Annotated in this window: 23 protein-coding genes, 1 pseudogene and 1 riboswitch; of the genes and pseudogenes, 17 read left to right on the top strand and 7 right to left on the bottom strand. The window is 71.6% G+C overall.

The window, feature by feature from the left end; translation table 11 throughout:
• Positions 1–40 precede the first annotated feature (40 nt).
• From ABZ848_RS03225 to ABZ848_RS03175, 11 genes and pseudogenes are all read left to right on the top strand, one after another.
• Complete coding sequence (locus ABZ848_RS03225) at positions 41–439, top strand: DUF5997 family protein (RefSeq protein ID WP_360824411.1); 399 nt, start codon at positions 41–43, stop codon at positions 437–439.
• A 186-nt stretch (positions 440–625) separates the two neighbouring features.
• A riboswitch (cyclic di-AMP (ydaO/yuaA leader) is annotated at positions 626–798 on the top strand.
• Positions 799–2,390: 1,592 nt separating this feature from the next.
• Positions 2,391–2,759 (top strand): annotated as a pseudogene (locus ABZ848_RS03220) (C40 family peptidase); the annotation flags it as partial.
• Positions 2,760–2,993: 234 nt separating this feature from the next.
• The gene (locus ABZ848_RS03215; RefSeq protein WP_360824408.1) at positions 2,994–4,328 is read left to right on the top strand and encodes a sugar ABC transporter substrate-binding protein; all 1,335 of its coding nucleotides are present in this window, start codon (positions 2,994–2,996) and stop codon (positions 4,326–4,328) included.
• On the top strand, positions 4,325–5,230 hold the full coding sequence (locus tag ABZ848_RS03210) for a sugar ABC transporter permease (RefSeq protein ID WP_360824405.1): 906 nt from the start codon (positions 4,325–4,327) through the stop codon (positions 5,228–5,230). Before ABZ848_RS03215 ends, ABZ848_RS03210 begins: the two co-directional genes overlap by 4 nt.
• The gene (locus tag ABZ848_RS03205; RefSeq protein WP_360824402.1) at positions 5,227–6,171 is read left to right on the top strand and encodes a carbohydrate ABC transporter permease; all 945 of its coding nucleotides are present in this window, start codon (positions 5,227–5,229) and stop codon (positions 6,169–6,171) included. Before ABZ848_RS03210 ends, ABZ848_RS03205 begins: the two co-directional genes overlap by 4 nt.
• Before the next feature lie 25 nt (positions 6,172–6,196).
• Positions 6,197–7,105, top strand: a complete 909-nt coding sequence (locus ABZ848_RS03200; protein WP_360824400.1) for a 5-dehydro-4-deoxyglucarate dehydratase — start codon at positions 6,197–6,199, stop codon at positions 7,103–7,105.
• Positions 7,102–8,358 (top strand): glucarate dehydratase family protein, encoded by a 1,257-nt coding sequence (locus tag ABZ848_RS03195; protein ID WP_360824397.1) that lies wholly within the window; start codon positions 7,102–7,104, stop codon positions 8,356–8,358. The genes ABZ848_RS03200 and ABZ848_RS03195 overlap by 4 nt, the downstream gene beginning before the upstream one ends.
• Positions 8,352–9,098 carry an SDR family oxidoreductase gene (locus ABZ848_RS03190; protein WP_360824394.1) on the top strand — a complete coding sequence of 249 codons (747 nt, stop codon included), beginning with the start codon at positions 8,352–8,354 and terminating at the stop codon, positions 9,096–9,098. Before ABZ848_RS03195 ends, ABZ848_RS03190 begins: the two co-directional genes overlap by 7 nt.
• A 205-nt stretch (positions 9,099–9,303) precedes the next feature.
• Complete coding sequence (locus ABZ848_RS03185) at positions 9,304–10,104, top strand: LuxR C-terminal-related transcriptional regulator (protein ID WP_360825798.1); 801 nt, start codon at positions 9,304–9,306, stop codon at positions 10,102–10,104.
• Positions 10,101–10,526, top strand: a complete 426-nt coding sequence (locus ABZ848_RS03180) for a VOC family protein (protein WP_360824391.1) — start codon at positions 10,101–10,103, stop codon at positions 10,524–10,526. The genes ABZ848_RS03185 and ABZ848_RS03180 overlap by 4 nt, the downstream gene beginning before the upstream one ends.
• Before the next feature lie 51 nt (positions 10,527–10,577).
• Complete coding sequence (locus ABZ848_RS03175) at positions 10,578–11,177, top strand: DinB family protein (protein WP_360824388.1); 600 nt, start codon at positions 10,578–10,580, stop codon at positions 11,175–11,177.
• Positions 11,178–11,186: 9 nt separating this feature from the next.
• Here the strand turns inward: ABZ848_RS03175 and ABZ848_RS03170 are convergent, their stop codons facing one another.
• The 3 genes from ABZ848_RS03170 to ABZ848_RS03160 all read right to left on the bottom strand — a co-directional run bounded on the left by ABZ848_RS03170 (position 11,187) and on the right by ABZ848_RS03160 (position 14,465).
• Entirely contained in the window at positions 11,187–12,740 is a 1,554-nt protein-coding gene (locus ABZ848_RS03170; RefSeq protein WP_360824385.1) for an MFS transporter, read from the bottom strand.
• A gap of 91 nt (positions 12,741–12,831) precedes the next feature.
• Positions 12,832–13,761: a carbohydrate kinase family protein gene (locus ABZ848_RS03165; RefSeq protein WP_360824382.1), complete on the bottom strand. Its 930-nt coding sequence runs from the start codon at positions 13,759–13,761 to the stop codon at positions 12,832–12,834.
• A complete protein-coding gene (locus tag ABZ848_RS03160) occupies positions 13,758–14,465 on the bottom strand; it encodes a class II aldolase/adducin family protein (protein WP_360824379.1) in 708 nt (235 codons plus the stop codon). The genes ABZ848_RS03165 and ABZ848_RS03160 overlap by 4 nt, the downstream gene beginning before the upstream one ends.
• A 57-nt stretch (positions 14,466–14,522) precedes the next feature.
• Here ABZ848_RS03160 and ABZ848_RS03155 point away from each other — a divergent pair, with 57 nt between their 5' ends.
• On the top strand, positions 14,523–15,170 hold the full coding sequence (locus tag ABZ848_RS03155; protein WP_360824377.1) for a TetR family transcriptional regulator: 648 nt from the start codon (positions 14,523–14,525) through the stop codon (positions 15,168–15,170).
• A gap of 109 nt (positions 15,171–15,279) precedes the next feature.
• On the opposite strand, the gene ABZ848_RS03150 is transcribed toward ABZ848_RS03155, so the two are convergent.
• On the bottom strand, positions 15,280–16,317 hold the full coding sequence (locus ABZ848_RS03150; protein ID WP_360824376.1) for an aldo/keto reductase: 1,038 nt from the start codon (positions 16,315–16,317) through the stop codon (positions 15,280–15,282).
• A gap of 116 nt (positions 16,318–16,433) precedes the next feature.
• Between ABZ848_RS03150 and ABZ848_RS03145 the strand changes: the two genes are divergently transcribed.
• The 3 genes from ABZ848_RS03145 to ABZ848_RS03135 all read left to right on the top strand — a co-directional run bounded on the left by ABZ848_RS03145 (position 16,434) and on the right by ABZ848_RS03135 (position 18,843).
• Complete coding sequence (locus ABZ848_RS03145) at positions 16,434–17,018, top strand: TetR/AcrR family transcriptional regulator (protein WP_360824373.1); 585 nt, start codon at positions 16,434–16,436, stop codon at positions 17,016–17,018.
• Between the two features lie 205 nt (positions 17,019–17,223).
• On the top strand, positions 17,224–18,186 hold the full coding sequence (locus ABZ848_RS03140; protein WP_360824371.1) for an EamA family transporter: 963 nt from the start codon (positions 17,224–17,226) through the stop codon (positions 18,184–18,186).
• Between the two features lie 132 nt (positions 18,187–18,318).
• Entirely contained in the window at positions 18,319–18,843 is a 525-nt protein-coding gene (locus ABZ848_RS03135; protein ID WP_360824368.1) for a GtrA family protein, read from the top strand.
• Positions 18,844–18,846: 3 nt separating this feature from the next.
• Here the strand turns inward: ABZ848_RS03135 and ABZ848_RS03130 are convergent, their stop codons facing one another.
• Positions 18,847–19,710: a LysR family transcriptional regulator gene (locus ABZ848_RS03130; protein ID WP_360824365.1), complete on the bottom strand. Its 864-nt coding sequence runs from the start codon at positions 19,708–19,710 to the stop codon at positions 18,847–18,849.
• 161 nt (positions 19,711–19,871) lie between these two features.
• On the opposite strand from ABZ848_RS03130, the gene ABZ848_RS03125 reads away from it, so the two are divergent.
• Positions 19,872–20,675 carry an EamA family transporter gene (locus ABZ848_RS03125; RefSeq protein WP_360825795.1) on the top strand — a complete coding sequence of 268 codons (804 nt, stop codon included), beginning with the start codon at positions 19,872–19,874 and terminating at the stop codon, positions 20,673–20,675.
• 10 nt (positions 20,676–20,685) lie between these two features.
• Here the strand turns inward: ABZ848_RS03125 and ABZ848_RS03120 are convergent, their stop codons facing one another.
• The gene (locus tag ABZ848_RS03120) at positions 20,686–21,537 is read right to left on the bottom strand and encodes a helix-turn-helix transcriptional regulator (protein WP_360824362.1); all 852 of its coding nucleotides are present in this window, start codon (positions 21,535–21,537) and stop codon (positions 20,686–20,688) included.
• Positions 21,538–21,624: 87 nt separating this feature from the next.
• Here ABZ848_RS03120 and ABZ848_RS03115 point away from each other — a divergent pair, with 87 nt between their 5' ends.
• On the top strand, positions 21,625–22,410 hold the full coding sequence (locus ABZ848_RS03115) for a glucose 1-dehydrogenase (RefSeq protein WP_360824361.1): 786 nt from the start codon (positions 21,625–21,627) through the stop codon (positions 22,408–22,410).
• Here the strand turns inward: ABZ848_RS03115 and ABZ848_RS03110 are convergent, their stop codons facing one another.
• Entirely contained in the window at positions 22,411–22,878 is a 468-nt protein-coding gene (locus tag ABZ848_RS03110; protein WP_360824358.1) for a hypothetical protein, read from the bottom strand. It lies immediately after the preceding gene.
• Positions 22,879–23,546: the final 668 nt, after the last annotated feature.

The raw sequence follows: 23,546 nt of genomic DNA, 5'->3' as shown, positions 1-23,546 counted from the left end.
GTGGTCGGCGGTCCCCCACACGATCGATACCCTTGACCCCATGAAGTCGCACCAGACCGCCCAGACGATGAAGCCCGCGACCGCGGCCAAGAAGCTGGGTGTGTACCTCGAGGCCACCCCCGAAGAGTTCCGTGCGGGTGCCGTCTCGCGCGCCCGGCTCGACGAGCTGCAGGCGAACCCGCCCGAGTGGCTCCGCGAGCTGCGCGCCAAGGGCCCGCACCCGCGTCCGGTCGTCGCGGCGAAGCTGGGTGTCTCCATCGCCGGTCTCGCCCGCGGCGGCGTCACCGAGCCGCTCACCACCGAGCAGATCGAGGCCCTCAAGCAGGAGGAGCCCGAGTGGCTGCAGAAGGAGCGCGCCACCCAGGCGGAGGTCCGCAAGGAGGGCGCGCGGATCAAGAAGCGGAACGCGGAGCGGGCGGCGAAGGACGAGCGCCGCTGAGGCGCGACCACTGTCGGTCGCCGTGCGACGCCGTTGTGTGCGCGGCACACGGTTCTGACACCGCGTCACGACGAATGTCACAAAAGCGTATCGGACATTTCACACCTCAACCTTCACACGGGGCGCACAAGTTGGCTAAGTTGACGCCCAGGCCGTTCGACTTCCTCCGACGAACCCCGTCGGGGCGCGCGGCCTCCGCCGAGTCCGGTGCGCCGTACGGCAGCCGGAGCCGGGGACCCAACCGAACGATGGGGTGAATCGGCCCAACTGCCCTCCGGGGCAAGGGCCGTAGGGCTAGCCTTCCGGATCGACCGCCCGAACCCGACAGCTAACTCGGTAGGCGGAGTACGGAAGGAGTACGGCTCCCATGGCGCCGGATCGAAGTCCGCGCGCGGGAGGCTTCGGCCTCCCCGGCATGCGCAATTCCGCCCTCGCGACGGCGGCACTCACCTCGGTGGCCGTGCTTTCGCAGACCGCCGACGCAGCGCCCCCGGCGGAAGTCGAGCGGCCGAGCCGCGAGGACGTCAGCCAGCGGGTGAGCAGCCTCTACGACCGGGCCGAGAGCGACACCGGCCAGTTCAACCTCACGCGCACGCAGTCGACGGGAACGCGGGGGCGTGGCGCCCCGGCGGGTGGACGTGGAGGCGGCGGGGGACGGTCCTCGGATCCCGACCTGGACAACATCGCCCGGCAGTGGTTCGGCGCGGCGCGTGCCTCGCTGGGGCCGACGGTCCCGGCGATCCTGCCGGCCGACCGCATGCCCGACGCCGGGGCCCGACCCGCGCGTCCGGCGCAGCGACCGGCCGAGCGCACCGGTGAACGGGCGCGTGGCGGGCGCGAGTTGGAGGCGGCGGGCCGTGCGCCCGCGCTGGAGCTTCCGGCCGGGGGCACCCGGCGCCCGGTGGCCGAGCTCACCGCGGGCCCTGCCGCCCAGCTCACCGCGGGTCCCGTGGCCGAGCTCACCGCAGGCTCCCCGCCCGAGCCGACCGCGAGCCCCACGGCCGCGCTTCCCGCAATACCACAGCAGCGTCGGGGGTCCGTACCGGCCCTGACCATCCCGGCCGCCGAGCCGAAGCAGTCCACGCTGCGGCAGTCCAAGCAGCGGAGTCAGCGGAAGATCGCGGCGGCCAGCGACCTGCTGTACCGGTACACGGCCCGTCAGACCGCGGCACCGCGGGCGGCCATCGCGTCGCCGCAGCCGACGCAGACCGTCCCGCAGCCGGCGGCGGCGCTGGAGGCCCAGCCGACGCAGGTCGACTGGATGCCCGCGGTCGCGGCCCAGCCCGCCCAGGACGCGTGGCAGACGCCCGCCGCCGGGGTTCAGTCGGGCCAGACCTCCTGGCAGACCCCTGTCGCCGGAGCTCAGCCGAGCCAGGCCGCGTGGCAGGCCTCCGGTAACGGAGTGCAGTCGGCCCAGGCTTCCTGGCAGACTTCCGGCGCCGAAGCCCAGTCGCCTCAGACCGGCTGGCGGACCCCTGCCGTCGGACCCCAGTCGGCCCAGACCGGCTGGGAGACTGCCGGAGCCCTGGCGGCCCAGCCGTCCCAGGCCCCCTGGCAGACGCCCGTCATGGAGAGCCAGACGGCCCAGCCTCAGGCCGCCTGGCAAGCCGCGGTCCCCCAAGCGCAGGCCGGTTGGCAGACCGGTGCCGTGGAAGCCCAGCCCACGCAGCTCGGTTGGCAGACCGGCACCATGGAGGCCCAGCCGTCCCAGGCCGGTTGGCAGACCGGCGCCGTGGAAGCCCAGCCCTCCCAGACCGGTTGGCAGGCCGGCGCCCTCGCCGCGCAGCCGGTCCAGCTCGGCTGGCAGGGGTCCGCCGAGGACGCTCGTCGGGCCGCCGAGGAGGCGTGGCGGCTTCAGCAGCCCAGCGTGCTCGACACCGGCGTACCCGCGGTCGAGGAGTGGCGGCCGCGGCAGCCGAGCGTGCTCGACACCGGCGTACCGGCCGTCGAGACGTCCACCGGCACCAAGGCCGACCGGGCCATCGCGTTCGCGCGGGCGCAGATCGGGCGGCCGTGTCTGTGGGGTGCGGTCGGACCGGAGTCGTACGACAACGCCGGACTCACGCAGGCCGCCTGGAAGGCCGCCGGGGTGAGCCTGCCGCGCTCGACGCGGGAGCAGGCGAGCGCCGGCACGGTGGTCCCGCTCGCGGAGAGCCGCCCCGGGGACCTGATCTTCTTCCACGACAACTTCAGCCACGTGGGCATCTACACCGGCAACGGCCTGATGATCCACGCGCCGGGCCCGGGCTCGGTCATCCGCGAGGAGTCGATCCACAACGCCGGGGAGGCGGCGATCCGCATCACGGTTCGCCCTGTGTGATCCGCACTTCCACTTCATCACCTCATCACAGAGAACCGGCGTGGCCTCGGCCACGCCGGTTCTCTGTGTGCTCACAGCGGCCCCCTCGACCCGTCCTGGTTCGACCAGCCGGACACCATGCAGAGGTCCGGTGAAATCAACCAGTCATGTCTTGACATGCGAATGAAACGATTCGTAACTTGAGCCGTCATTTAGATTCGTGAAGCAAGTTCACGGATATGAACGGAGGTGCCCATGGGCGATCGCCGACGACGTCGCCGCCTGGCCGCCGCCCTCGCCACCGCGGGGCTCGCGTTCGCAGCGGCCGCCTGTGGCTCGGGGTCCAGCAGCGCCGGCAGCAGCGACCCGAACACGCTCGAGGTGTGGACCCGGAGCAACCCGGACTCGGCCGCCACCTACGACCGCGTCTTCGCCGCCTTCACCAAGAAGACCGGCATCAAGGTCGACTACCAGCCGGTCATCAACTTCGACCAGCAGCTGCAGGCCCGGGCGTCCACCAAGGACCTGCCCGATGTCATGATCAACGACACGGCTCTGATGGGCAGTTACCAGAGCCAGGGCCTGCTCAAGCCGATCGACCCCGCCTCGATCGCGGGCCACGACCAGATCACCGCGAAGTCATGGGCATCGACGGTGGGCCTGGACGGCAAGCACTACGGCATCCCGTACTCCCGCCAGGCCCAGACCCTGATGATCCGTACGGACTGGCTGAAGAAGCTCGGTCTCAAGGCGCCGACGACCTGGCAGGAAATGCTCGAGGTGGCCAAGGCCTTCGCGACCCGGGACCCGGACGGCGACGGCAAGGCCGACACGTACGGCATCGTCGCGCCGGGCAGCGCCCAGAACGGCTACGCCGCCTGGTGGGGCGCCAGTTTCCTGTGGCAGGGCGGCGCACAGATCATCGAGCCCGACGGGGACGGCGGCTACCGGCCCGCGATGGACTCCGCGGCGGCGATACGAACCGTCACCTGGATGAAGGACAACCTCTTCTGCGGCGCCAAGGGCGTCCTCCAGCCCGGGGCGGTCAGCGCCGTCACCGGCACCGCCACCAACTTCCAGGACGGCAACGCCGGTATGTACATGACCGGCCCGTACAACATCGCCACCTTCGACACGACGCCCGGCAAGGACAAGTACGAGGTCGTCCCGGCCCCCGCCGGCCCGGCCGGCTCCGACGTACTGGCCGACGGCGAGAACGTCTACTTCGGCGCCAGGACCGGAAAGACCGCGCAGGAACAGGCACTTGCCGCCTTCCTCATCTCCCCCGAGGGCCAGCGGATCGCCATGACCAGCGTCGACGGCCACCAGCCCGTCGTCCGCATCCCCACCAACTCCACCCTGGACGCGGCGAAGGTCCGCGACGACCCGCGCTGGAGCGTCGTACAGAAGGCGTACGAGACCGCGTCCGAGCAGTTCCCGAACGCCCCCGACTTCGCGCCGATCAAGCAGGACACCGCGGACAGCCTCAACGCGATCTTCACCTACTGCGGCAGCGATGTCCGCTCCAGCCTCAAGGAGCTCGACGACACCCTCTCCGGTGACCTCAAGGACCAGGACCTGTTGACATGACCGCTACCGTGAACGCGCCGGTGAGGCGCGGAGGGCTGAGCAAGAAGGCCGTCCTGCCGTGGCTGTTCCTCGCTCCGGGACTGCTGCTCGCCCTCGTCTTCAAGTTCGTGCCGATGGGCAAGGGCGTCTGGCTCAGCTTCTTCAAGGTGCGGCCCTTCCTCGGCGACAAGTGGGTCGGGCTCGACAACTACACGCGCGTGCTGAGCGATCACCGCTTCCAGGACGCGGTCGGCCACACCCTGGTCCTGGGCATCGGGCAGTCGCTGGGCGCGATCGTGGTCGGCTTCGCGCTCGCGCTGCTCCTCGAAGGTCAGGCCCGTTCGCTGAAGCTCGTGCGTACAGCGGTGTTCCTGCCGGTCGTCACCGCGACCGCGGTGGTCGGCGAGCTGTGGCGGCTGATGTACTACCCGACCTCCGACGGCCTGATCAACAGCGCCCTCGGCCTCCTCGGCATCGGCCCGGTCCCGTTCCTCGACAACCCCGACACCGCGCTGTGGGCGACGATGGCCATGGGCATCTGGCTGGCCGCCCCCTACAACATGGTGATCATCCTCGCCGGACTCGCGGGCGTGGACCGCTCGTTGTACGAGGCCGCCGCGATGGACGGCGTATCGCTGTGGCAGCGGCTGCGGCACATCACGCTCCCCGCGATCCGTCCCGCCCTCGGCATCGTGCTCACGCTCGCCGCGATCCGCGGACTGCGGGTGTTCACCGAGGTGTACGTCCTCACCGGCGGCGGTCCCGCCGGGTCGACGGAGGTATGGATGACCCGCGCCTACACCCTCGGCTTCACCCGCAACGACATCGGCGGCGCCTCCGCGGCCTCGGTCGTGCTGCTCTGCGTGACGCTGCTGCTCACCGTCACGGTCAACTACTTCCGCAAGAGGGGAGACGTGCGATGAGCGCCCCGGTCATCGACCCTGTCCGCCCGACGGCACCGGCACTCCCGGCCGGACGTGCCACCAAGGCGCGGCACACCACTCCCGCCCGCTTCGACACCGCGCTCGGCTGGAGCGACAAACCCGGTCTCGGCCTCGCGCTGCGGATCCTGCTGTGCGCGGTCGCCCTGGCGGTCTTCGCGGCGCCGTTCCTGACGATCGTCTCCGGCGCGCTCAGCAAGAACCCGAGCGGCTCGTCGCTGTCCTTCCTCCCGCACCACCCGACCCTGCTGAACATCAAGGTGGCGGGTGAGCGCGGCATCTGGGACTACTTCACCAACTCGCTGGTCATCGCGGGCGGCGGCCTGCTGCTCCAGCTGGCGGTCTCGGTGCTCGCCGCCTACGCGCTGGCCCGGCACCGCTTCCGCGGGCAGGCGCTGATCCTCACCCTGTTCATGCTGACGATGATGCTCCCCGAGGAGGTCATCGCGATCCCGCTGTCCCTGGTCCTCGGCCATGTCCCGGTCGTGGGGCTGGACTTGAAGGGCACGGTGTGGGCGGTGATCCTGCCGCTCGGCGCGTGGGGATTCTCGGTGATGATGCTGACCGAGTTCATGAAGGACATCCCGACCGAGATCGAGGAAGCGGCCCGCATCGACGGCGTCGGCGAGCTGCGGCTGCTGTGGCAGATCATCCTGCCGCTGTGCAGGCCCGCGCTCGGCGTGGCCGGTGTGCTCGGCTTCATCATGATCTGGGACCAGTACCTGCTGCCCCTGATCGCCGCCAAGGACCCCACCGACTACACGGTCACCGTCGCCCTCTCCATCCTGCGCACCGACCCCGAGGTCGGGGCCGGGGTGGTGCTGGCCGGTGCGGTCATCGCCCTGCTCCCCAGCCTGATCGTCTATCTGCTCCTCCAGCGCTCGCTGGTCACCGGCATCGCGGCCGGTGCCACGAAGGGCTGACCAACCCCCCACATTCGAGGGAGACATGAAGTTCCAAGGAGTGCTGTTCTTCCCGGTCACGCCGTTCGCGGCGGACGGTTCGCTGGACGAGGAACGGCTCGCGCGGCACATCGCCTCCGGGGTCGGCGCGGGCGCGGGTGGCGTGTTCGTCGCCTGCGGCACCGGTGAGTTCCACGCCCTGACCGCCGAGGAGATCGAACGGGCCACGCGGGTCGCGGTCGAGACGGTCGGCGGCCGGGTGCCGGTGCTGGCCGCCGCGGGCGGCCCTCCCCCGGTCGCCCGCGACCAGGCCGCCCGCATCGAACGAGCCGGCGCCGACGGCATCCTGCTGCTGCCGCCGTACCTGGTCAGCGCGCCCCAGCGGGGCCTGGTGCGATACGTCGAAGAGGTCACCGGCGCAAGCGAGTTGCCGGTGGTCTTCTACCAGCGCGGGACCGCCCGCCTCACCGAGGCCACGGCCGCCGAGATCGCCGCCCTGCCCAAGGTCGTCGGCTTCAAGGACGGCATCGGCGACATCGAGCGCATGCACCGCATCGTCCGGGCCGTGCGCGCGGTGCCGGGCGCGGAGGACTTCGAGTTCTTCAACGGCCTGCCCACCGCCGAGATGACCGCGCCCGCCTACCGCGGGATCGGCGTCGAGCTGTACTCCTCCGCGGTGTTCGCCTTCGCCCCGGAGATCGCCCTCGCCTTCCACCGCGCGCTCGCGGAGGGCGACGAGGCCCTCGTCTCCACCCTGCTCAACGAGTTCTACGGCCCGCTCGTCGCCCTCCGCGACGAGGTCCCCGGGTACGCGGTGGCGCTGGTGAAGGCCGGGGTGACGCTGCGCGGCCTGGACGTGGGCGGCGTACGAGCACCGCTTCTCGATCCGACGCCGGAGCACACGGCCCGCCTGGCGAAGCTGATCGACCACGGTCTGGAGGTGGTGGGCGCATGAGCATCAAGGACACCAGCATCCGCGAACTGATCGTCACCCCGATCGCCTTCCGCGACCCGCCGCTGCTCAACTCCAACGGCGTCCACGAGCCCCTCGCCCTGCGGATCGTCCTCCAACTCGTCCTGGATGACGGCACGGTGGGCCTGGGCGAGTCACCGGGAGGCGTGGAACGGCTGGAGCGACTTGAGGCCGCCGCGAAGGTCGTCGTCGGCATGGACGTCTTCGACACGACGGCCATCGGGGCCGCGATCGACGCCGTACTGGCGCCGACAGTGCCGAGTTCGCACGAGCGCGGCTGGACCACGTCCGCGGTGGAGGTGGCCTGCCTCGACGCGCAGGGCAAGCTGCTCGACCGGCCGGTCAGCGACCTGCTCGGCGGCAAGGTCCGGGACTCGGTGCCGTTCGCCGCCTACCTCTTCTACAAGTGGGCCGAACACCCCGCCCTCGACGGGCGGGCGGCGGTCGGCGACGACTGGGGCGAGGCGCTGGATCCGTCGGGGATCGTCGAGCAGGCACGGCTGATGCAACAGCGGTACGGATTCCGGTCGTTCAAGCTGAAGGGCGGTGTCTTCCCGCCGGACGAGGAGATCGGCGCGATCCGCGCGCTGGCGGAGGCCTTCCCGGGGCAGCCGCTGCGGCTGGACCCCAACACGGCCTGGACGGTGGAGACTTCGCGGTACGTGGCGCGCGAACTGGACGGCGTGCTCGAGTACTTGGAGGACCCGACCGCGACCATCCCCGGCATGGCACAGGTCGCCGCGGACTCCCCGCTCCCCCTCGCCACCAACATGTGCGTGATCGCCTGGGAACACCTGAAGCCCGCGATCGAGCAGAACGCGATCCAGGTGCTGCTAACCGACCACCACTACTGGGGCGGACTGCGCCGCACACGTGAACTCGCCGCCGTCTGCGAGGCGTTCGGGATCGCGCTGTCCATGCACTCCAACTCGCACCTGGGCATCAGCCTCGCCGCGATGACCCACGTGGCGGCGGCCGTCCCGAACCTCACCCACTCCTGCGACACGCACTACCCGTGGAACTGGGCCGACGACGTGATCGTCCCCGGCGTCCTGGAGTTCCGGGACGGCGAGGTCGCGGTGCCGAGGGGGCCGGGTCTGGGCGTGGAGCTGGACCGGGACGCCCTCGACCGGTTGCACCGGCTGTACGTGGAGTCGGGGGTGCGCAGCCGTGACGACACCGGGTACATGCGGCGCGTGGAGCCCGGCTACGAGCTCAGGCTGCCGCGATGGTGACGGGGGACGGACGCAGGCTGGCCGGGAAGGTCGTGGTCGTCACGGGGGCTGCGGGTGGCCAGGGGGCCGCCGAGGCGGAGGCACTGGCGCGGGCCGGCGCCACGGTGGTCGCCACCGATGTGCGGGCCGAGGGTGGCGTCCGCCGGCTGGATGTCGCCGACGAGAGCGACTGGGCGGCGCTGGCGGCCGAGTTGCGGGATTCGTACGGGGAGATCCACGGCCTGGTCAACAACGCCGGTGTCATCCGGCGGGAGCGGCTCGGGGAGGTGCGGCCGGAGGACTTCGCGCGGGTGCAGGCCGTCAACACCACCGGACCGCTGCTCGGCATCCAGTACCTCTCGCCGCTGATGCCACCGGGCTCGTCGATCGTCAACGTCGGCTCGTCGGCCGCGCTCACCGGCTACTACCCGGTGGCGTACACGGCGAGCAAGTGGGCCCTGCGCGGGGTGTCGAAGATCGCGGCGACGGAGCTCGGGCCGCGCGGCATCCGCGTCAACCTGGTCCATCCCGGTTACATCGAGACGGAGATGACGGCCGCTGCGACGCCCGCGTTCCGTGAGACGACCATCCGGGAGACGCCGCTCGGCCGCAGCGGCACGGTCGAGGACATCGCGCCGCTCGTGGTGTTCCTGATCTCCGACGAGTCGTCGTTCATCACCGGGGCGGAGATCCCGGTGGACGGCGGCCTGACCGCGCACGGCGGCGTCAAGTCGATCTCGGACGCGATGCGGTCGACGTGATGGCGTCTGCGTCGTGCGCGCCGCCGGTCCCCCGTTCCGGCGGCGCGCACGGTGCGTGAGGATGTCCTGAGTACATCCGAGAACGTAGTCGCTGCCCGGATGAAGTCTCGGGCAGTGCGGGACGCGCCGGTATGGGTACAACTGCGTACTCGGCGGACGAGTGGAGAAGGACGTGGCACAGGTGCGGGGCGGGGCCTACGAGCGCATGCTGTCGGTGGCCGTCGCGGCGCTCCACGAACGCGAGCCGGAGCGGCTGTGGCCGCTGCTGGCCGACGCCCTGCCGGGCCTGTGCGGCGGCGAGACGCTGATCTACAAGCTGGACGACTGGAACGAGAGCGGCGGCACCGTCGGCATGCCGCCCGCCGTGGCCGACGGGTTCGCCCGGCTCGGGGACGAGGAGGTCGGCCTGCTGCGCGAGGGCTATCCGTTCGCCCCGCTCTACGCGGGCGGCCCCGACCGGACGCCGGTCACCGCGCGGCGGACGGCCGGCCGTGCCTGGACGGGGAGCCCGACCGCGCGGCTGATCGACCGCCTGGTGGCGGCGGACCATGTGCTGGCCGTGCCGCTGCCCGGAACGGCGTACCCGATCACCGGCTGCCTGGTCTACCGCTCCGGTACGGACTTCACCGACGACCACGTCGAGACGGCGCTGCGGCTGCAGCCCCTGCTGGCGGCCGTGGACCAGCAACGGCAGCTGCTGGAGCGCTGGCAGCGGCTGTCCGCTCCCTCCCTGGGCCATGACGCGGCCGAGGAGTGCGCCCTCACGCCCCGGGAGACGACCGTGCTGCTCCTGCTCACGGACGCACTGACCGCGGCCGCGATAGGCCGGCGGCTCGGCATCTCGGACCGTACGGTGCACAAGCACGTCGAGAACATCTACCGCAAACTGGGAACGCGCGACCGCATCAGTACGGTGCTGCGCGCCCAGCAACTCGGCCTGGTCCCGGCGCCGTCCGCGCCGCCGGAGCGGACCGGGACACCGCCAGTCGTCGGGAGCCGGCCATGAAACCGAACCGCTCCATCCCCGCAGCCACGGTCATCCCCGTCCTGATCTACCCCGACGTACGGGCCGCGGTCGCCTGGCTCGGCGCGGCCTTCGGGTTCACCGAGCGGGTACGGATCGGCGAGGCCCACCGCGCCCAACTCGCCTTCGGCGACGGAGCGGTGATCATCGGGGACACCCGCAAGGACCGCCGACCGCCACGCCCCGGCGAGGTCACCCACTCGGTGACGGTCCGCGTCGACGACGCCCGCGCCCACTGCGAACGCGCCCGGCAACAGGGCGCCCGCATCCTCATGGAACCGACCGACTTCGAGTACGGCGAACGCCAGTACACCGCCGAGGACCCGGCCGGCCACCAGTGGACCTTCTCGGAGACCCTCGCGGACGTGGCTCCGGAGGAGTGGGGCGGGACGTCGGTGTCCTGACCGGCGCCGCCGCACGGGGCGTTGTCAGTGCCGGCTGCAAGACTGCGAGCCATGACTGAACCGGACCCGAAGGCGGACCTCCACCGCTACCTGCAAGAAGGCCGCGAGGCCCTGCTCTGGAAGCTCGACGGACTGTCGGAGTACGACGTGCGCCGCCCGCTGACGCCCACGGGCACCAACCTGCTGGGGCTGGTCAAGCACGTCGCCGGCGTGGAGCTGGGGTATTTCGGCGACACGTTCGGCCGGCCGTTCTTCGACGAGGCACCGCCGCCGTGGTGGTACACGCGGGACGCGGAGCCGAACGCGGACATGTGGGCCACCGCGGACGAGTCACGGGAGGACATCGTCGGACTGTACCGGCAGGCGTGGGCGCACTCCGACGGCACGATCGCGAAGCTGCCGCTCGATGCGACCGGTCGTGTCCCGTGGTGGCCCGCAGAGCGGCGGGAGGTGACGCTGCATCACATCCTCGTCCGCGTGATCACCGACACCCAGCGGCATGCCGGTCACGCCGACATCGTCCGGGAGCTCATCGACGGAAGCGCCGGGTATCTGAACGGCAAGGACAACCTGGCTCCGGGAGACCGGGTCTGGTGGGAGGGGTATCGGCAGCGGCTTGAGCGGGTGGCGCGGGAGGCCTCCGGGGGTTGAGGGGACGGGTCACGGCTGGCCCGGGCCCATGCCGCCCTTGAGGCGTTCCAGGTCGGACGGGCGGACCTGGATGGCCACCACCGCTATCAGGGCGGCGATCACCGTGAAGATGGCCGCCATGACGAACGCGGCCGAGATGCCTGCCGTCAGGACCTCGTCGGACCAGGGCTTGGGGAGCTGGCCGGTGTGACGGAAGCGGAGGCGTTCGGCGGGGGTGGCCTGGGCGAGGAACTGGGGGATCTGTTTGTGGGCCTCGTTGGTGCTGGCCGTGCCGAACATGGTGACCAGGATCGACAGGCCCAGTGAACCGCCCACCTGCTGTGTGGCGTTGAGGAGGCCGGAGGCCGCGCCCGTCTCCTGCGGGGTGACGTTGGAGAGCGCCATGAGGGTGAGCGAGACGAACTCCATGCCCATGCCCAGGCTGAAGACGAGCATCGGGCCGAGGATGCTGCCCGCGTACGTGGAGTGCACGTCGGTGAGGGTCAGCCAGGCCAGGCCCGCTGCTGCCAGGACCGCGCCGACCACCATGAACGGCTTGGGCCCGAAGCGCGGCAGGAACTGCGAGGCCAGCCCCGCGCCGATCGCGATGACCGCGCTCACCGGCAGGAAGGCCAGCCCTGCCTCCAGCGGGCTGAAGCCCAGGACGTCCTGCACGAACAGCGTGAGGAAGAAGAACATGCCGAAGATCGCGGCGGCGAGGCTCAGCATGATCCCGTAGGTGCCCGCGCGGTTGCGGTCGGCGAACATGTGGAGCGGCGTGATCGGCTGCCGGGAGCGGCGCTCGATCAGGACGAACGCGGCGAGTACGACGACCGCCGCGCCGAAGGAGGCCAGCGTCAGCGCGTCCCGCCACCCCTCCTGCGCGGCTCTGATGAAGCCGTACACCAGCAGCACCATGCCGACGGTGGACGTGAAGGCGCCGGCCAGGTCGAAGTGGCCCGGATGCCGCTCGGACTCCTTGATCCAGCGGGGTGTGGCGAGGGCGATGAGCACGCCGATAGGGACGTTGACGAAAAACACCCAACGCCAGTTCAGCCACTCGACGATCATTCCGCCCGCGAGCAGCCCGATCGCGCCGCCGCCCGAGGAGACCGCGGCAAAGACCCCGAAGGCCCGGTTGCGTTCGGGTCCTTCGCGGAACGTCGTGCTGATCAGCGCGAGCGAGGTCGGCGAGGCGATCGCGCCGCCCACGCCCTGGAGGGCACGGGCGGCGAGGAGTTGGCCGGAGTTCTGCGCGAGCCCGCCGAGCAGGGAGGCGAGCGCGAACAGCAGCACTCCGGTGACGAACACCCGCCGCCGGCCGAGGATGTCACCGGTCCGCCCGCCGAGCAGCAGCAGCCCGCCGAAGGTGAGCGTGTAGGCGTTGACCACCCACGACAGGCTGGTGGTCGAGAAGTCCAGGGCACGCTGGATGTGCGGCAGCGCGATGTTCACGATGGTGATGTCCAGGACCACCATCAGCTGACAGGACGCGATCACCAGCAGCGCCATGCCGCTGCCGCCGCTGCCCGGTTCCCGGGCGGTGGCCTGCGCTGCGGAGGTCGGCTGCGGGTTCGTGCTCATGGCGGTGGCGCACTTTCAGTGAACGGTGTCGTCCACTGTCCGACCGTACGCCCCCGCCCGGACCCTCACCACTCGATCGGCCGTACGGCTCTCAGGCCCGCGTCTTGTGGGTCATCGCGAACTCGTCGGCCTCGGGCAGGTCGAAGTCGCCGTGGTCGCTGCCGAGACCCTGCGCGACCAGTGCGGCCGCCGCGCTGCCCAGCACGGCGGCCTCGCGCGGGGTGCGGCCGAGGCTCACGCCGCGCAGGAAGCCCGCCGAGAAGGCGTCGCCGCAGCCGGTGGTGTCGACGACCTCGACCTCGAAGGCGGGGACGGTCTCCGTGCCCTCCGCCGTCACCAGCAGCGCGCCCTCGCCGCCTCGGGTGACGGCGACGAGCCCGGCCCCGGCGGCGAGGAACTTCTTCGCGCCGGTCACGAGGTCCGTCTCCTCGCTGAAGCCGAGGACCTGGTCGTCGTTGGGGAGGAGGAAGTCGACGTACGGGAGCAGCGGTTCGATCTGGTCGAAGGTGCCGAGCTCGCCGGGGGCCAGGAGGTCCACGGAGGTGACGACGTCGTGCTCCTTGGCGTGCGCCAGGATGCGGGCGGCGACCTCGGCGCCGATCAACTCCGGCCCGCCGAGGTGCAGATGAGTGGCCTCGGCGAGGGCGTCCCAGTTCACGTCGTCGAGGCCGTAGGTGATGTTGGCGCCGAGGAGGTGGAGGGAGGGACGGTCGCCGTTGGGGCGGATGGGCAGGACGGTGGCCGAGGTGGAGGTGTCGACACGGCGGACCACCAACCCGGTGTCGATCCCTGCGGTGTTGAGCAGCTGGAGCAGCAGGTCACCGGTCGGGTCGGTGCCGATCGCGCCGGCGGTGCGAACTTCGGCGCCCAGCTTGGCCAAGGTGAGCGCGGTGCCCGCGGCCGTCCCGGCGGCGGTCATCCGGATGTCCTCGACGAGGGTCGCGCCCTGACCCTCGGGTATCTCCTCGACCGGCCGTACCAGTACGTCCAGTACGTGCACGCCCAACGTGACGACCTTCATCGGTTTCCCTCCTGCGCGGGTGGTATGGGGTGCGTGGTGCCGTAGTTGCGGGCGATCGCGGCCTCGATGACGGCGAGTTGCTGCTGTTCGTCGAGGGCGCGGGGGCGGCCGAGCGCGGCGGCGTGCTGGTAGACGCCGCATGCCCACTCCAGGAGCAGGGCGTGCTCGACCGCCTTGTCGAGGGTCGGCGCGTGCGTGACGGCGCCGTGGTTGGCCATGATGGCCGCGCTGCGGCCCTCGAGCGCTTCGAGCACCGACTCGGCGAGGTCCGGGGTGCCGAAGGTGGCGTACGGCGCGACCCGCACGGTGCCGCCGAGGGCGAGCAACTGGTAGTGGATGCAGGGCAGTTCGTCGAGGACGAGGGAGAGCGCGGTGGCCATCGGGGCGTGCGTGTGGACGATCGCGCCGGAGCCGTAACGCCGGTAGACGCCGAGGTGCAGGTCGAGTTCGGAGGTCGGCTGGAGGTTGCCGCCCACGACCTTGCCGTCCAGGTCGACCAACGTCACCTGGTCCGCGGTGAGTTCGGCGAGCACCGCACCGGTCGCCGTGATCGCGACGCGGTCCTCGACGCGTACGCTGACGTTCCCGGCCGTGCCGATGAGCAGCCCCTCGGCACCCAGCCGACGGCAGGCGTCCGCGACCGCGGCCCGCTCCGGCTCCAGTGCGGCGGACTCCCGCTCCGGTTCCGAACTTGAGTCGGTCATGGGCGCGACCGTAGTCTAAACATGAAACAAAGTCACGTTCAGGTTCGGAGGTTTTCGGTGGCAGACCCGACCGTGGATCCCGGCGGGGCCACTCCCCTGCGCCGCACCCCGCAGCAGGCGCGCAGCAGGGCCCGGCTGGCGCGGGTGCTGGAGACCGCCGAGCAGGTGCTGATCGCGTACGGCGTGGAGGCGCTGACCACGACCCGGGTCGCGGCGGAGGCGCGGGTGTCGGTCGGGTCGCTGTACCAGTATCTGCCGGACCGGGACGCGATCATCGATGCGCTGGCTGCCGGGTACTTCGCCAAGCTGGAAGCGGCGATGGACGGTTTCGTGGAGGCGGCGACGAGTGAGCGCTGGGAGGATCCGGTGGGGTTGCTCGTCGACGCGTATGCCGGGATCTACCGGTCCGAACACGGCTTTCGTGCACTGTGGTTCGGGAGTGGGCTGACGGAGCGGACGCGGGCCGCCGACCGTGAGCACAAGCGGCGTATGGCTGACGGGGTGCGGCGGATTCTTCTCGGGCTCGGTCTCGCGGAGGACGGGGAGGCGCTCGGCCGTGTGTGTCATGCCGCGGTGTTGGCCGCGGATGCCCTCGCCCAGGAGGCGTTTCGTCGGGATGCTCGGGGGGACGAGGCGCTCCTGGACGAGGCGAAGGTGATGTTGCGGGGGTATTTGACTGCGGTTGTCGAGCGCTATCGACGCTAGGTGTGCTGCTCCAGTCGTCTGCGGCGCCGTTGGGGCTGGTCGCGCCCACGCGGCGGTAGCCGCAAATTCAACACAGCCCCGCGCCCCTTAGCGGTGTTGGCCGCCACGCTTATCGACGGCGAGCCCGGGGTTCCAGTGCCGTCGTGGCGCTGTTCCACATGTTGTCCGTGACATTGACCGTGTGGCCCGGCGGCACTATCTCGTCGATGCGGTTCAGGACGTCGTCGGTCAGGTGGACGTCCGTGGCCGTCAGGTAGGAGTCGAGGTGGTCCATGGTGCGGGGGCCGACTATCGCCGAGGTGACCGCCGGGTGGCGGGTGGCGAAGGCGAGCGCCAGTTGGATCAGGGTCAGGCCTGACTCGTCGGCCAGGGCCGCGAGGGCGTCTGCCGCCTCCAACTTGGCCGCGTTGGCCGCGGAGTTGGCGTCGTACAGCGCGGCGAAGCGGCTTCGGCGGACCTCCGAACCCGGGCCCGCGACCTCCCGGCCCTTGCGGTAGGCGCCGGTCAGCCAGCCGCCGGCCAGGGGGCTGTACGTCAGGACGCCCATGCCGTGCCGCTCGCAGGTCGGCAGCACGTCGTACTCGATGGAACGGGTGAGCAGGTTGTACGGCGGCTGCTCGGTGCGGAAACGTTCGCGGCCGCGTCGGTCCGCGGTCCACTGGGCCTCCACGATTCCGGACGCGGGGACCGTGGAGGCGCCGAACATGCGGATCTTTCCGGCGTGGACCAGGTCGGACAGGACGCCCAGGGTCTCGTCGATGTCGACGGCCGGGTCGAGGCGGTGGACCTGGAAGAGGTCGATCCGGTCGGTGCCAAGCCGGCGCAGGGAGCCCTCGACGGCCTCCGTGAGCCAACGCCTGGACGTACCCCGCTGGTTGACGTCCTCGCCGAACGGCAGGCCGGCCTTCGTGGCGAGCACGACGTTGTCGCGCCGCCCGCCCGCGAGGGCCTTGCCGACGATCACCTCCGACTCCCCCGCGGAGTAGAAGTCGGCGGTGTCGACGAAGTTGATCCCGGCGTCGAGGGCACGGTGGATGATCTTGACCGAGTCCTCGTGGTCGGTGTTGCCGAAGGCTCCGAGCATCATCGCGCCGAGGCAGAGCTGACTCACGTTGACGCCGGTGCGTCCGAGCGGACGGTAGTCCATGAAGTCTCCTCAGGAGGCCGCGGAATGGTCGCGGCGCATGGGTAGAATCAGGCCGCAAGAAGAAACGGACAGCCTGTCCATTTAACGTACCGGATAACCTATCCACTTAGGAAGTCATGCCCTCTGACCAGCAGCCATCGCCGTCCAGACGCGCCGATGCGGAGCGCAATCGGGACCGGATCCTGGCGGCCGCGCGGGCCGCGTTCGCCGAGCCCGGCGGCGCCCAGGTTTCGATGGCGGAGATCTCGCGGCGCGCGGGGGTCGGCATGGCGACGCTGTACCGGAACTTCCCCGGCCGGCGGGAGCTCCTGGAGGCGCTCTACACCGACGAGGTCGACGCGCTGTGCGCCGCAGCGGAGACCGTCGGGGGCGAGACGCCGGGCGAGGTGTTCTTGGCGTGGCTGCACCGCTTCTTCGCCTACTTCACCGGCAAGCAGGACATCGCCTCCGAGCTGCTGGCGCAGACCGACAGTGACAACCCCGTCTTCAGCGACAACCGCGCCCGGGTGCTGGCCGCCGGCGGGGCGCTGTTGGCCGCGGCGCAGGAGGCGGACGAGGTGCGCGACGACCTCACCGTCGAGCAGATCTGCGACCTGGTCATCGCGGTCGCCACCATCCACGGCGGACCGGCCTACGTCGGGCCGATCCTGCGGGCCGCCCTCGACGGGCTGCGCCCCTTCCACCAGGCGGACCGGGCCTAACACCTGGCCCGCGGCCGGGTATTCTCGCGCCGTGAACACCTACTGGCACGTCGTTCTTCCGCCGCTCTGCGCCTGATCGGGCGCAGACACCGACGTATCCGATCTCCGGTCCCGACCGATCCGCAGGGCGGTCAGGGGCCCGTGTCGTGCGCCCGTTTCGGATCGAGTCCCTGACGCGCTCATTCGACGACGGAAGATCACGACTGTGCCGAACCGCACTTCTCCCCGCACTCCCGCACGCCTGTCTCCGGCCGCCCCGCGCCCCGTTCGCGGCGGCCTTCTCGGCGGCCCCGCACCCATCCTGACCTCGGCCGTGATGTGGGGCACCACCGGAACCGCGTCCTCCCTCGCACCGGCCGGCGCACCGGCGGCGACCATCGGCTGCACCGGGCTCGTCCTCGGCGGCATCCTGCTGTTCCTCACTTCGCGCGGCGCCCGCGCGATGATCGCCGCCATCGGGGGTCGTGAGCGGTGGCTGCTCGCCCTCGGTGCGGTCGCCGTGGCCGGATATCCGGTCACCTTCTATCCGGCGGTGGCCAGGACGGGGGTCGCCGTGGCCACGGTGATCGCGCTGGGCAGCGCGCCGGTCTTCGCCGGACTGCTCGCCTGGGCCACCGGGCGAGGCCGGCCGACCGCACGCTGGGCCCGCGCCACCACGGCCGCCGTCCTGGGCTGCACCCTGCTGGTGCTGGGCCCCGAACTCGCAGGTCGCACCACGCCGTTGGACCTGGCGGGCGTGGCGCTGGCCGCGGGCGGCGGGTTGTCGTACGCCGTCTACTCGCTGATCGGCGGCGGGCTCATCTCCGACGGGCACCCGTCCGACGCCGTCATGGGCACGCTCTTCGGCGCGGCCGGGCTGCTGATCCTGCCGTTCGCGCCGTTCGTCGACCTGCGCTGGCTCGGCGAGGTCCGCGGCGCGGGTGTGGCGATGTACCTGGCCGTGTTCACCGTCTTCCTGGCCTACCGGCTCTTCGGATACGGGCTGCGCCGCACCTCCGCTTCCACGGCCACGTCGCTGACGCTGGCCGAGCCCGCCGTCGCGGCGGTTCTGGGTGTGACGGTCCTCGGTGAGCGCCTTCCGGCCGCTTCCTGGTGCGGGCTGGCGATCCTCGGCCTGGGGCTGGTCCTGCTGACGGCGCCGGTGCGAATCGGGGCACGGAGGCGCTGACCACCATCACAAACGCCGGACCATTACCGCCGACCACCGTCACGGAAGCCGAGGCACTACTTGCGTAACTCAAGCAATGTCGATTATGCTTGCGTAAGTCAAGCAACCTAGTACGTCGGAAGGAACCACCCCATGAACGCGCCGCTCTCCTCCAAGCCGCAGGCGGCGCAGTTCATGGCGGCCGCCAACCCCGGTCCCGTCGCCTCCTTCGTCCGCTTCGTGGTCTTCGGCGGCGGGATCGGCGTGCTCTCCAGCCTCGCGGTGCCGTTGGTCGCCGTAACGATGCCGTGGGCCCTGGCGAACGCGGTGATCACCGTCGTCTCCACGCTCCTGTGCACCGAACTGCACGCACGCTTCACCTTCGGCACCGGGCGGCGGGCCGGCTGGCGGGAGCACTGGCAGTCGGCCGGGTCGGCCACGGCGGCCTACCTGGCGACCTGCGCCGCGATGTTCGTACTGCACGCCGTCCAGTCGTCGCCGTCGATGCTGACCGAGCAGATCGTCTACCTCGGCGCCTCCGCGCTCGCCGGCATCGGCCGTTTCGTCGTCCTGCGGCTGTACGTCTTCGCCGCCGGCCGCAAGCGGACCACGACCGTCACCTGGTCCCTCCGTCCCGGCACCATCGGCACCGGCGACGTCGTGGCCGCCGTCGCCTGACGGTCAGCTCTCCCGGTACAACTCGCTGAGCAGTTCTATCGCCGCGGCGGTGGCCGGATGCGGGTCGTCGCGCCACCAGGCGAGCCGTACGGCGATGGGCTCGGCGTCCCGGACGGGTCTGTAGACGACGCCGGGCCTCGGGTACTGGTGGGCGGTCGACTCCGCCGTCATCCCGATGCAGCGGCCCCCGGCGATCACGTTGAGCCAGTCGTCGACGTCGTGGGTCTCCTCGGTCTCCGGCCGGGCGTCGGGCGGCCAGAGGTCGGCGGTGGTGGTTCCGGTACGACGGTCGACGAGGAGGGTACGACCGCTGAGGTCGGCGAGCCGGACCGAGCGGCGCCTGGCCAGCGGGTCGTCGGAGGCCAGCGCGCACAGCCGGCGTTCCAGGCCCACGATGGCGCAGTCGAAGCGGCGGTCGTCCTGTAGGGGCCGGCGCACCACGGAGAGGTCGCAGGCGCCCTCCGCCAGGCCCGCAGTCGTGGAGTTGACCCGGATCAGGTGCAGGTCCGTGTCCGGGTGGGCCCGGGCCCAGCGGCGCTGGAAGGCGGGCGTGTGCCGGCCCAGGGCCGACCAGGCGTAGCCGATGCGCAGGGTGGTGTGGTCCGAGCGGGCGGCTTGGACGAGGTCGGCCACCTCGCCGAGGACCCGGCGGGCGTGCGCCACGACCCGGAGGCCGGTCGCGGTCGGGGTGACCGCTCGGGAAGTGCGCCTCAACAGCCGTACGCCCAGAGCCTGTTCGAGGGAAGCCAGGGTGCGGGAGACGGCGGCCTGGGAGATGCCGAGGGCGATGGCCGCGTCGGTGAAGGTGCCCTCGTCGACGATGGCGACGAGACAGCGCAACTGCCTGAGTTCCACATTGGCGTCCATGACTCAAGCGTATAGATCGAAGTGCGGACGCATTTTGCGTATGACTGGGGCGGTTCCACGATCGGGGTATGCGTCCCGCACCCGCACCCGCACCTGCCGAGGTCGACCGTCCGCAAGCCTCCGCCGCTCCGGAACGGCGGCGGTTCGCCGGTGTCGTCGCGATGGTCGGCAGCGGGCTGTCGAACCAGACCGGGGCCGCGCTCGGCTCCCTCGCCTTCCCCGTGCTCGGCCCGCTCGGGGTCGTCGCGGTACGTCAGTACGTCGCCGCACTCGTCCTGCTGGGGGTCGGCCGGCCGCGGCTGCGCCGGTTCACCTGGCGGCAGTGGCGGCCCGTGCTGCTGCTGGCCTTGGTCTTCGGGACGATGAACCTGTCCCTGTACAGCGCGATCGACCGCATCGGCCTGGGGCTCGCGGTGACGCTGGAGTTTCTCGGGCCGCTCACGATCGCGCTGGCCGCGGCGCGGCGGCGGGTGGACGCCTGCTGTGCGGTGATCGCCGCGGCCGGTGTCGTCACGCTGATGCGCCCGCAGCCCTCGACGGACTACGCCGGCATGGGCCTCGGTGTGCTCGCCGCCGTCTGCTGGGCCTCGTACATCCTGCTCAACCGGATGGTCGGGCAACGGCTCCCGGGTGCCGAGGGTTCCGCGGCGGCGGCCGCCGTCTCCGCGCTGATGTTCCTGCCGGTCGGGGTCGTGCTGGTGCTGCACCGGGCGCCGACCGTCTCGGCGGCGGGGTATGCCGTGGCGGCCGGGGTGCTGTCCTCGGCGGTGCCCTACCTCGCGGACCTGTTCACGCTGCGGCGGGTGCCGGCGCAGGCGTTCGGGCTGTTCATGAGCGTCAATCCGGTGCTCGCGGCGGTCGTCGGGCTGGTGGGTCTCGGGCAGCGGCTGGGCTGGGCGGAGTGGGCGGGGATCGGGGCGGTCGTCGCCGCCAACGGTCTGAGCATCGCCACGCGACGGCGCTGATCCGGAGCCGTCAGCCGGGCACGTCCATCCGCTGGGTGCCGACGACCGACAGCAGGCGCAGGGCTTCGGCGGACGGTGTGCCGGGGGCCGCGGTGTAGATGACGACGCGCTGGTCCTGGTCGGTGATGTCGAGGACGTCGCAGTTGACGGTGACCGGGCCGACGAGCGGATGGTCGAAGGTCTTGCAGAGGGTAGGTACGGCGGTGACGTCATGGGCGGCCCAGAGGCGGGTGAACTCCTCGCTGCCGGTGAGGAGTTCGTCGACCAGCGCGGTCAGTTCGGGGTCGTCGGGGTAGCGGGCGGCGGTGGCGCGCAGGTGCTGGGCCGAGGAGCGGGCGAACTCGTCGGCGTCCGAGACGCCGTACAGCCGTCGGCCGTGCGGGCGGGGGCCGAGGAAGGCGCGCCGGACGAGGTTGCGGTCGTGGCGGGGCAGCGCGGAGAAGTCCTCCATGAGGGCCGCGGCCAGTTCGTTCCAGGCGATGACCTCGTACGACGCGGAGAGCACGATGGCCGCGGCCTGCGGCAGGCGGTGCAGCAGGTCGACGATGCTCTGCCGGACCTCGCGGGAGGGGCCCGGGGGTGGTCCCTGCGGGGTGCCGGCGAGGTGGTGCAGGTGGTCGCGTTCGGCGTCCGACAGGCGCAGGGCGCGGGCGAGTTGGGCCAGTACCTCGCGGGAGGGGTGCGGGGCGCGGGCCTGCTCCAGGCGCGTGTAGTACTCGGTCGACATGAACGCCAGCTGCGCCACCTCCTCGCGCCGCAGCCCCGGGGTGCGGCGGCGGGACCCGCCCGGCAGGCCCACGTCGGCGGGGGTGATGCGCTCGCGTCGGCTGCGCAGGAAGGCGGCCAGCTCTTGTCGGTCCACGTCTCCAGTGTGCGCGGACACCGAGACGCACAGCCAGGTACCGCCGGTGCCTGGATGGGGATCCGGGCCCGGCACAGGCTCGAAGGCATGAACAACACACCCACCACATCCCCCCTCGGCCTTCTCTCCGGGAAGGTCGCCTTCGTCACCGGTGCCGGGCGCGGCATCGGCGCCGCCGCGGCCCGGCTGTTCGCCCGGGAGGGTGCGCGCGTGCTGCTCGCGGCCCGTACGGAGGCCCAGCTCAAGGCGGTGACGGAGGAGATCCGGGCGGACGGCGGCACCGCGGACTTCGTACGGTGCGACCTCGCCGACCCGGACAGTGTCCGTGCCGCCGTCGACCGGGCGGTGGAGCTGTACGGCCGTCTCGACGTCGCCTTCAACAACGGGGCGACGGGGCAGGACCCGGGGCCGCTGGACGAGCTGCCGGAGGCCGAGTTCGACCGCATCCTGGCCGTGAACCTCAAGGGTCCGTGGCTCGCCATGAGCGCCGAGATCGCCGCCATCCGCGCCACCGCCGGCCGCGGGGCCATCGTGAACAACTCCAGCATCGGCAGCCTGATGGCCAACCCCTGGCTGCCGGCGTACGGGGCGGCCAAGCGCGGGCTCAACAGCCTCACCGCGTCGGCCGCGGCGACGTACGGCCCCGAGGGCATTCGCGTCAACGCCGTCGCGCCCGGCACGACGCTCACGGAGATGATGGAGGACTGGGAGGCCCGCTCCCCCGGCATCATCGCCCAGTCCACCGCCCAGACTCCCCTGGGCCGCGCGGCCGCCCCGGAGGAGATCGCCGAGGCGGTGGCGTGGCTGCTGAGCGACCGCGCGTCGTTCGTCACCGGGACGGTGCTGCGGGTGGACGGCGGGATGCGGGCCTGATCAGTGGCGCCGGGCGAGCCAGAGGCCGCCCGCCACACCCGCCGACGCCAGGCCCAGGATGCCAACTGCCGTGGACAGGGCGCCCGTTGCCGACTCCAGGCCGATCAGCACCAGCGGGCAGACGAACTCGCCCCCGAAGAAGGCCGCCGTCCACAGGCCGGTGCCGCGGCCGCGGTCGGCGTAGTCGAGCGTCGACATCGCCACCGTCAGGAGGGACGGCAACAGGACGCCCGTACCGAGGCAGTCGAGGACCCCGCCGGCGACCAGGAGCACCGGGTTGCCGGCGAGGCCCATGGCCACGAAGCCCGCCGCGCACAGGGCGAACACGGCGGGCAGCCGGGGTTCGGGGCCGCCGGACAGCTTGGTGAAGGTGATCGAGCCGGCCACCGTCGCGGCGCTGGCCAGCGCGGTCGCCAGGCCGATGACGCTCGTGGCCTTCACACCCAAGTCGTCGAGCAGGTACGACATTTCGACGGGCACGGTGTAGAAGAGCGATGCGGGAGGACAACGGGGCCACCGAGAGGACCGGCGCGCCGCTGTGGGCCGGTTGGACTGTGTGAACCGCGGGCGTGGCGGTGTGCCGGGGACCGCTTACCATCACCGGTGATGGGGAGCCACATAGAGCACACGAACCGCGGCCCGTGGCGGGGCAGATGCCTCGCCGCGCTGGGTCGTGTATTGGTCGTGCTGCTCGCCTCGCTGGTGATGTGCGGAGGGCATTCGGCGCACGGCGGCTCCCCGGCTTCCGCCGCTGACAGTGTTGTCACGGGCTCCGCGGATCGGCATGTCGCCGTGTCCGTGCACCCGGCCGACCGCCCTTCCGGTGCTGTGTGCTGTGGTTCGGTCGGCGCGGTGGTACGGGCCTTGCCGACCGCGCCCGTTCCGCCCCTGCCGATGGTTGTGCCCGGTGCGGCGGAGCTGTCCCGGCCGTCGGCCGTCGCTCCGCGTCTCGCGGCTCTCGCCCGCGCCTCTCGCGCTCCCGATCTCCACGTCCTCCAGGTGCAGCGGACGTAGACGCACGCCATGGCGGTGGGGGGGGCGGGCGGGGGGCCCCCCCCCCCCCCCCCCGGGACCCACCCAAACACAAAAAAACATATGCGGGAGAGGGGGGCCGGGGGGGGGGGCACCCACCCCCC

The sequence above is a fragment of the Streptomyces sp. NPDC047081 genome (genome assembly GCF_040643775.1).
In the GTDB taxonomy this organism is placed as follows: Bacteria; Actinomycetota; Actinomycetes; order Streptomycetales; family Streptomycetaceae; genus Streptomyces.
This window is presented reverse-complemented; position numbering and strand designations above follow the sequence as displayed.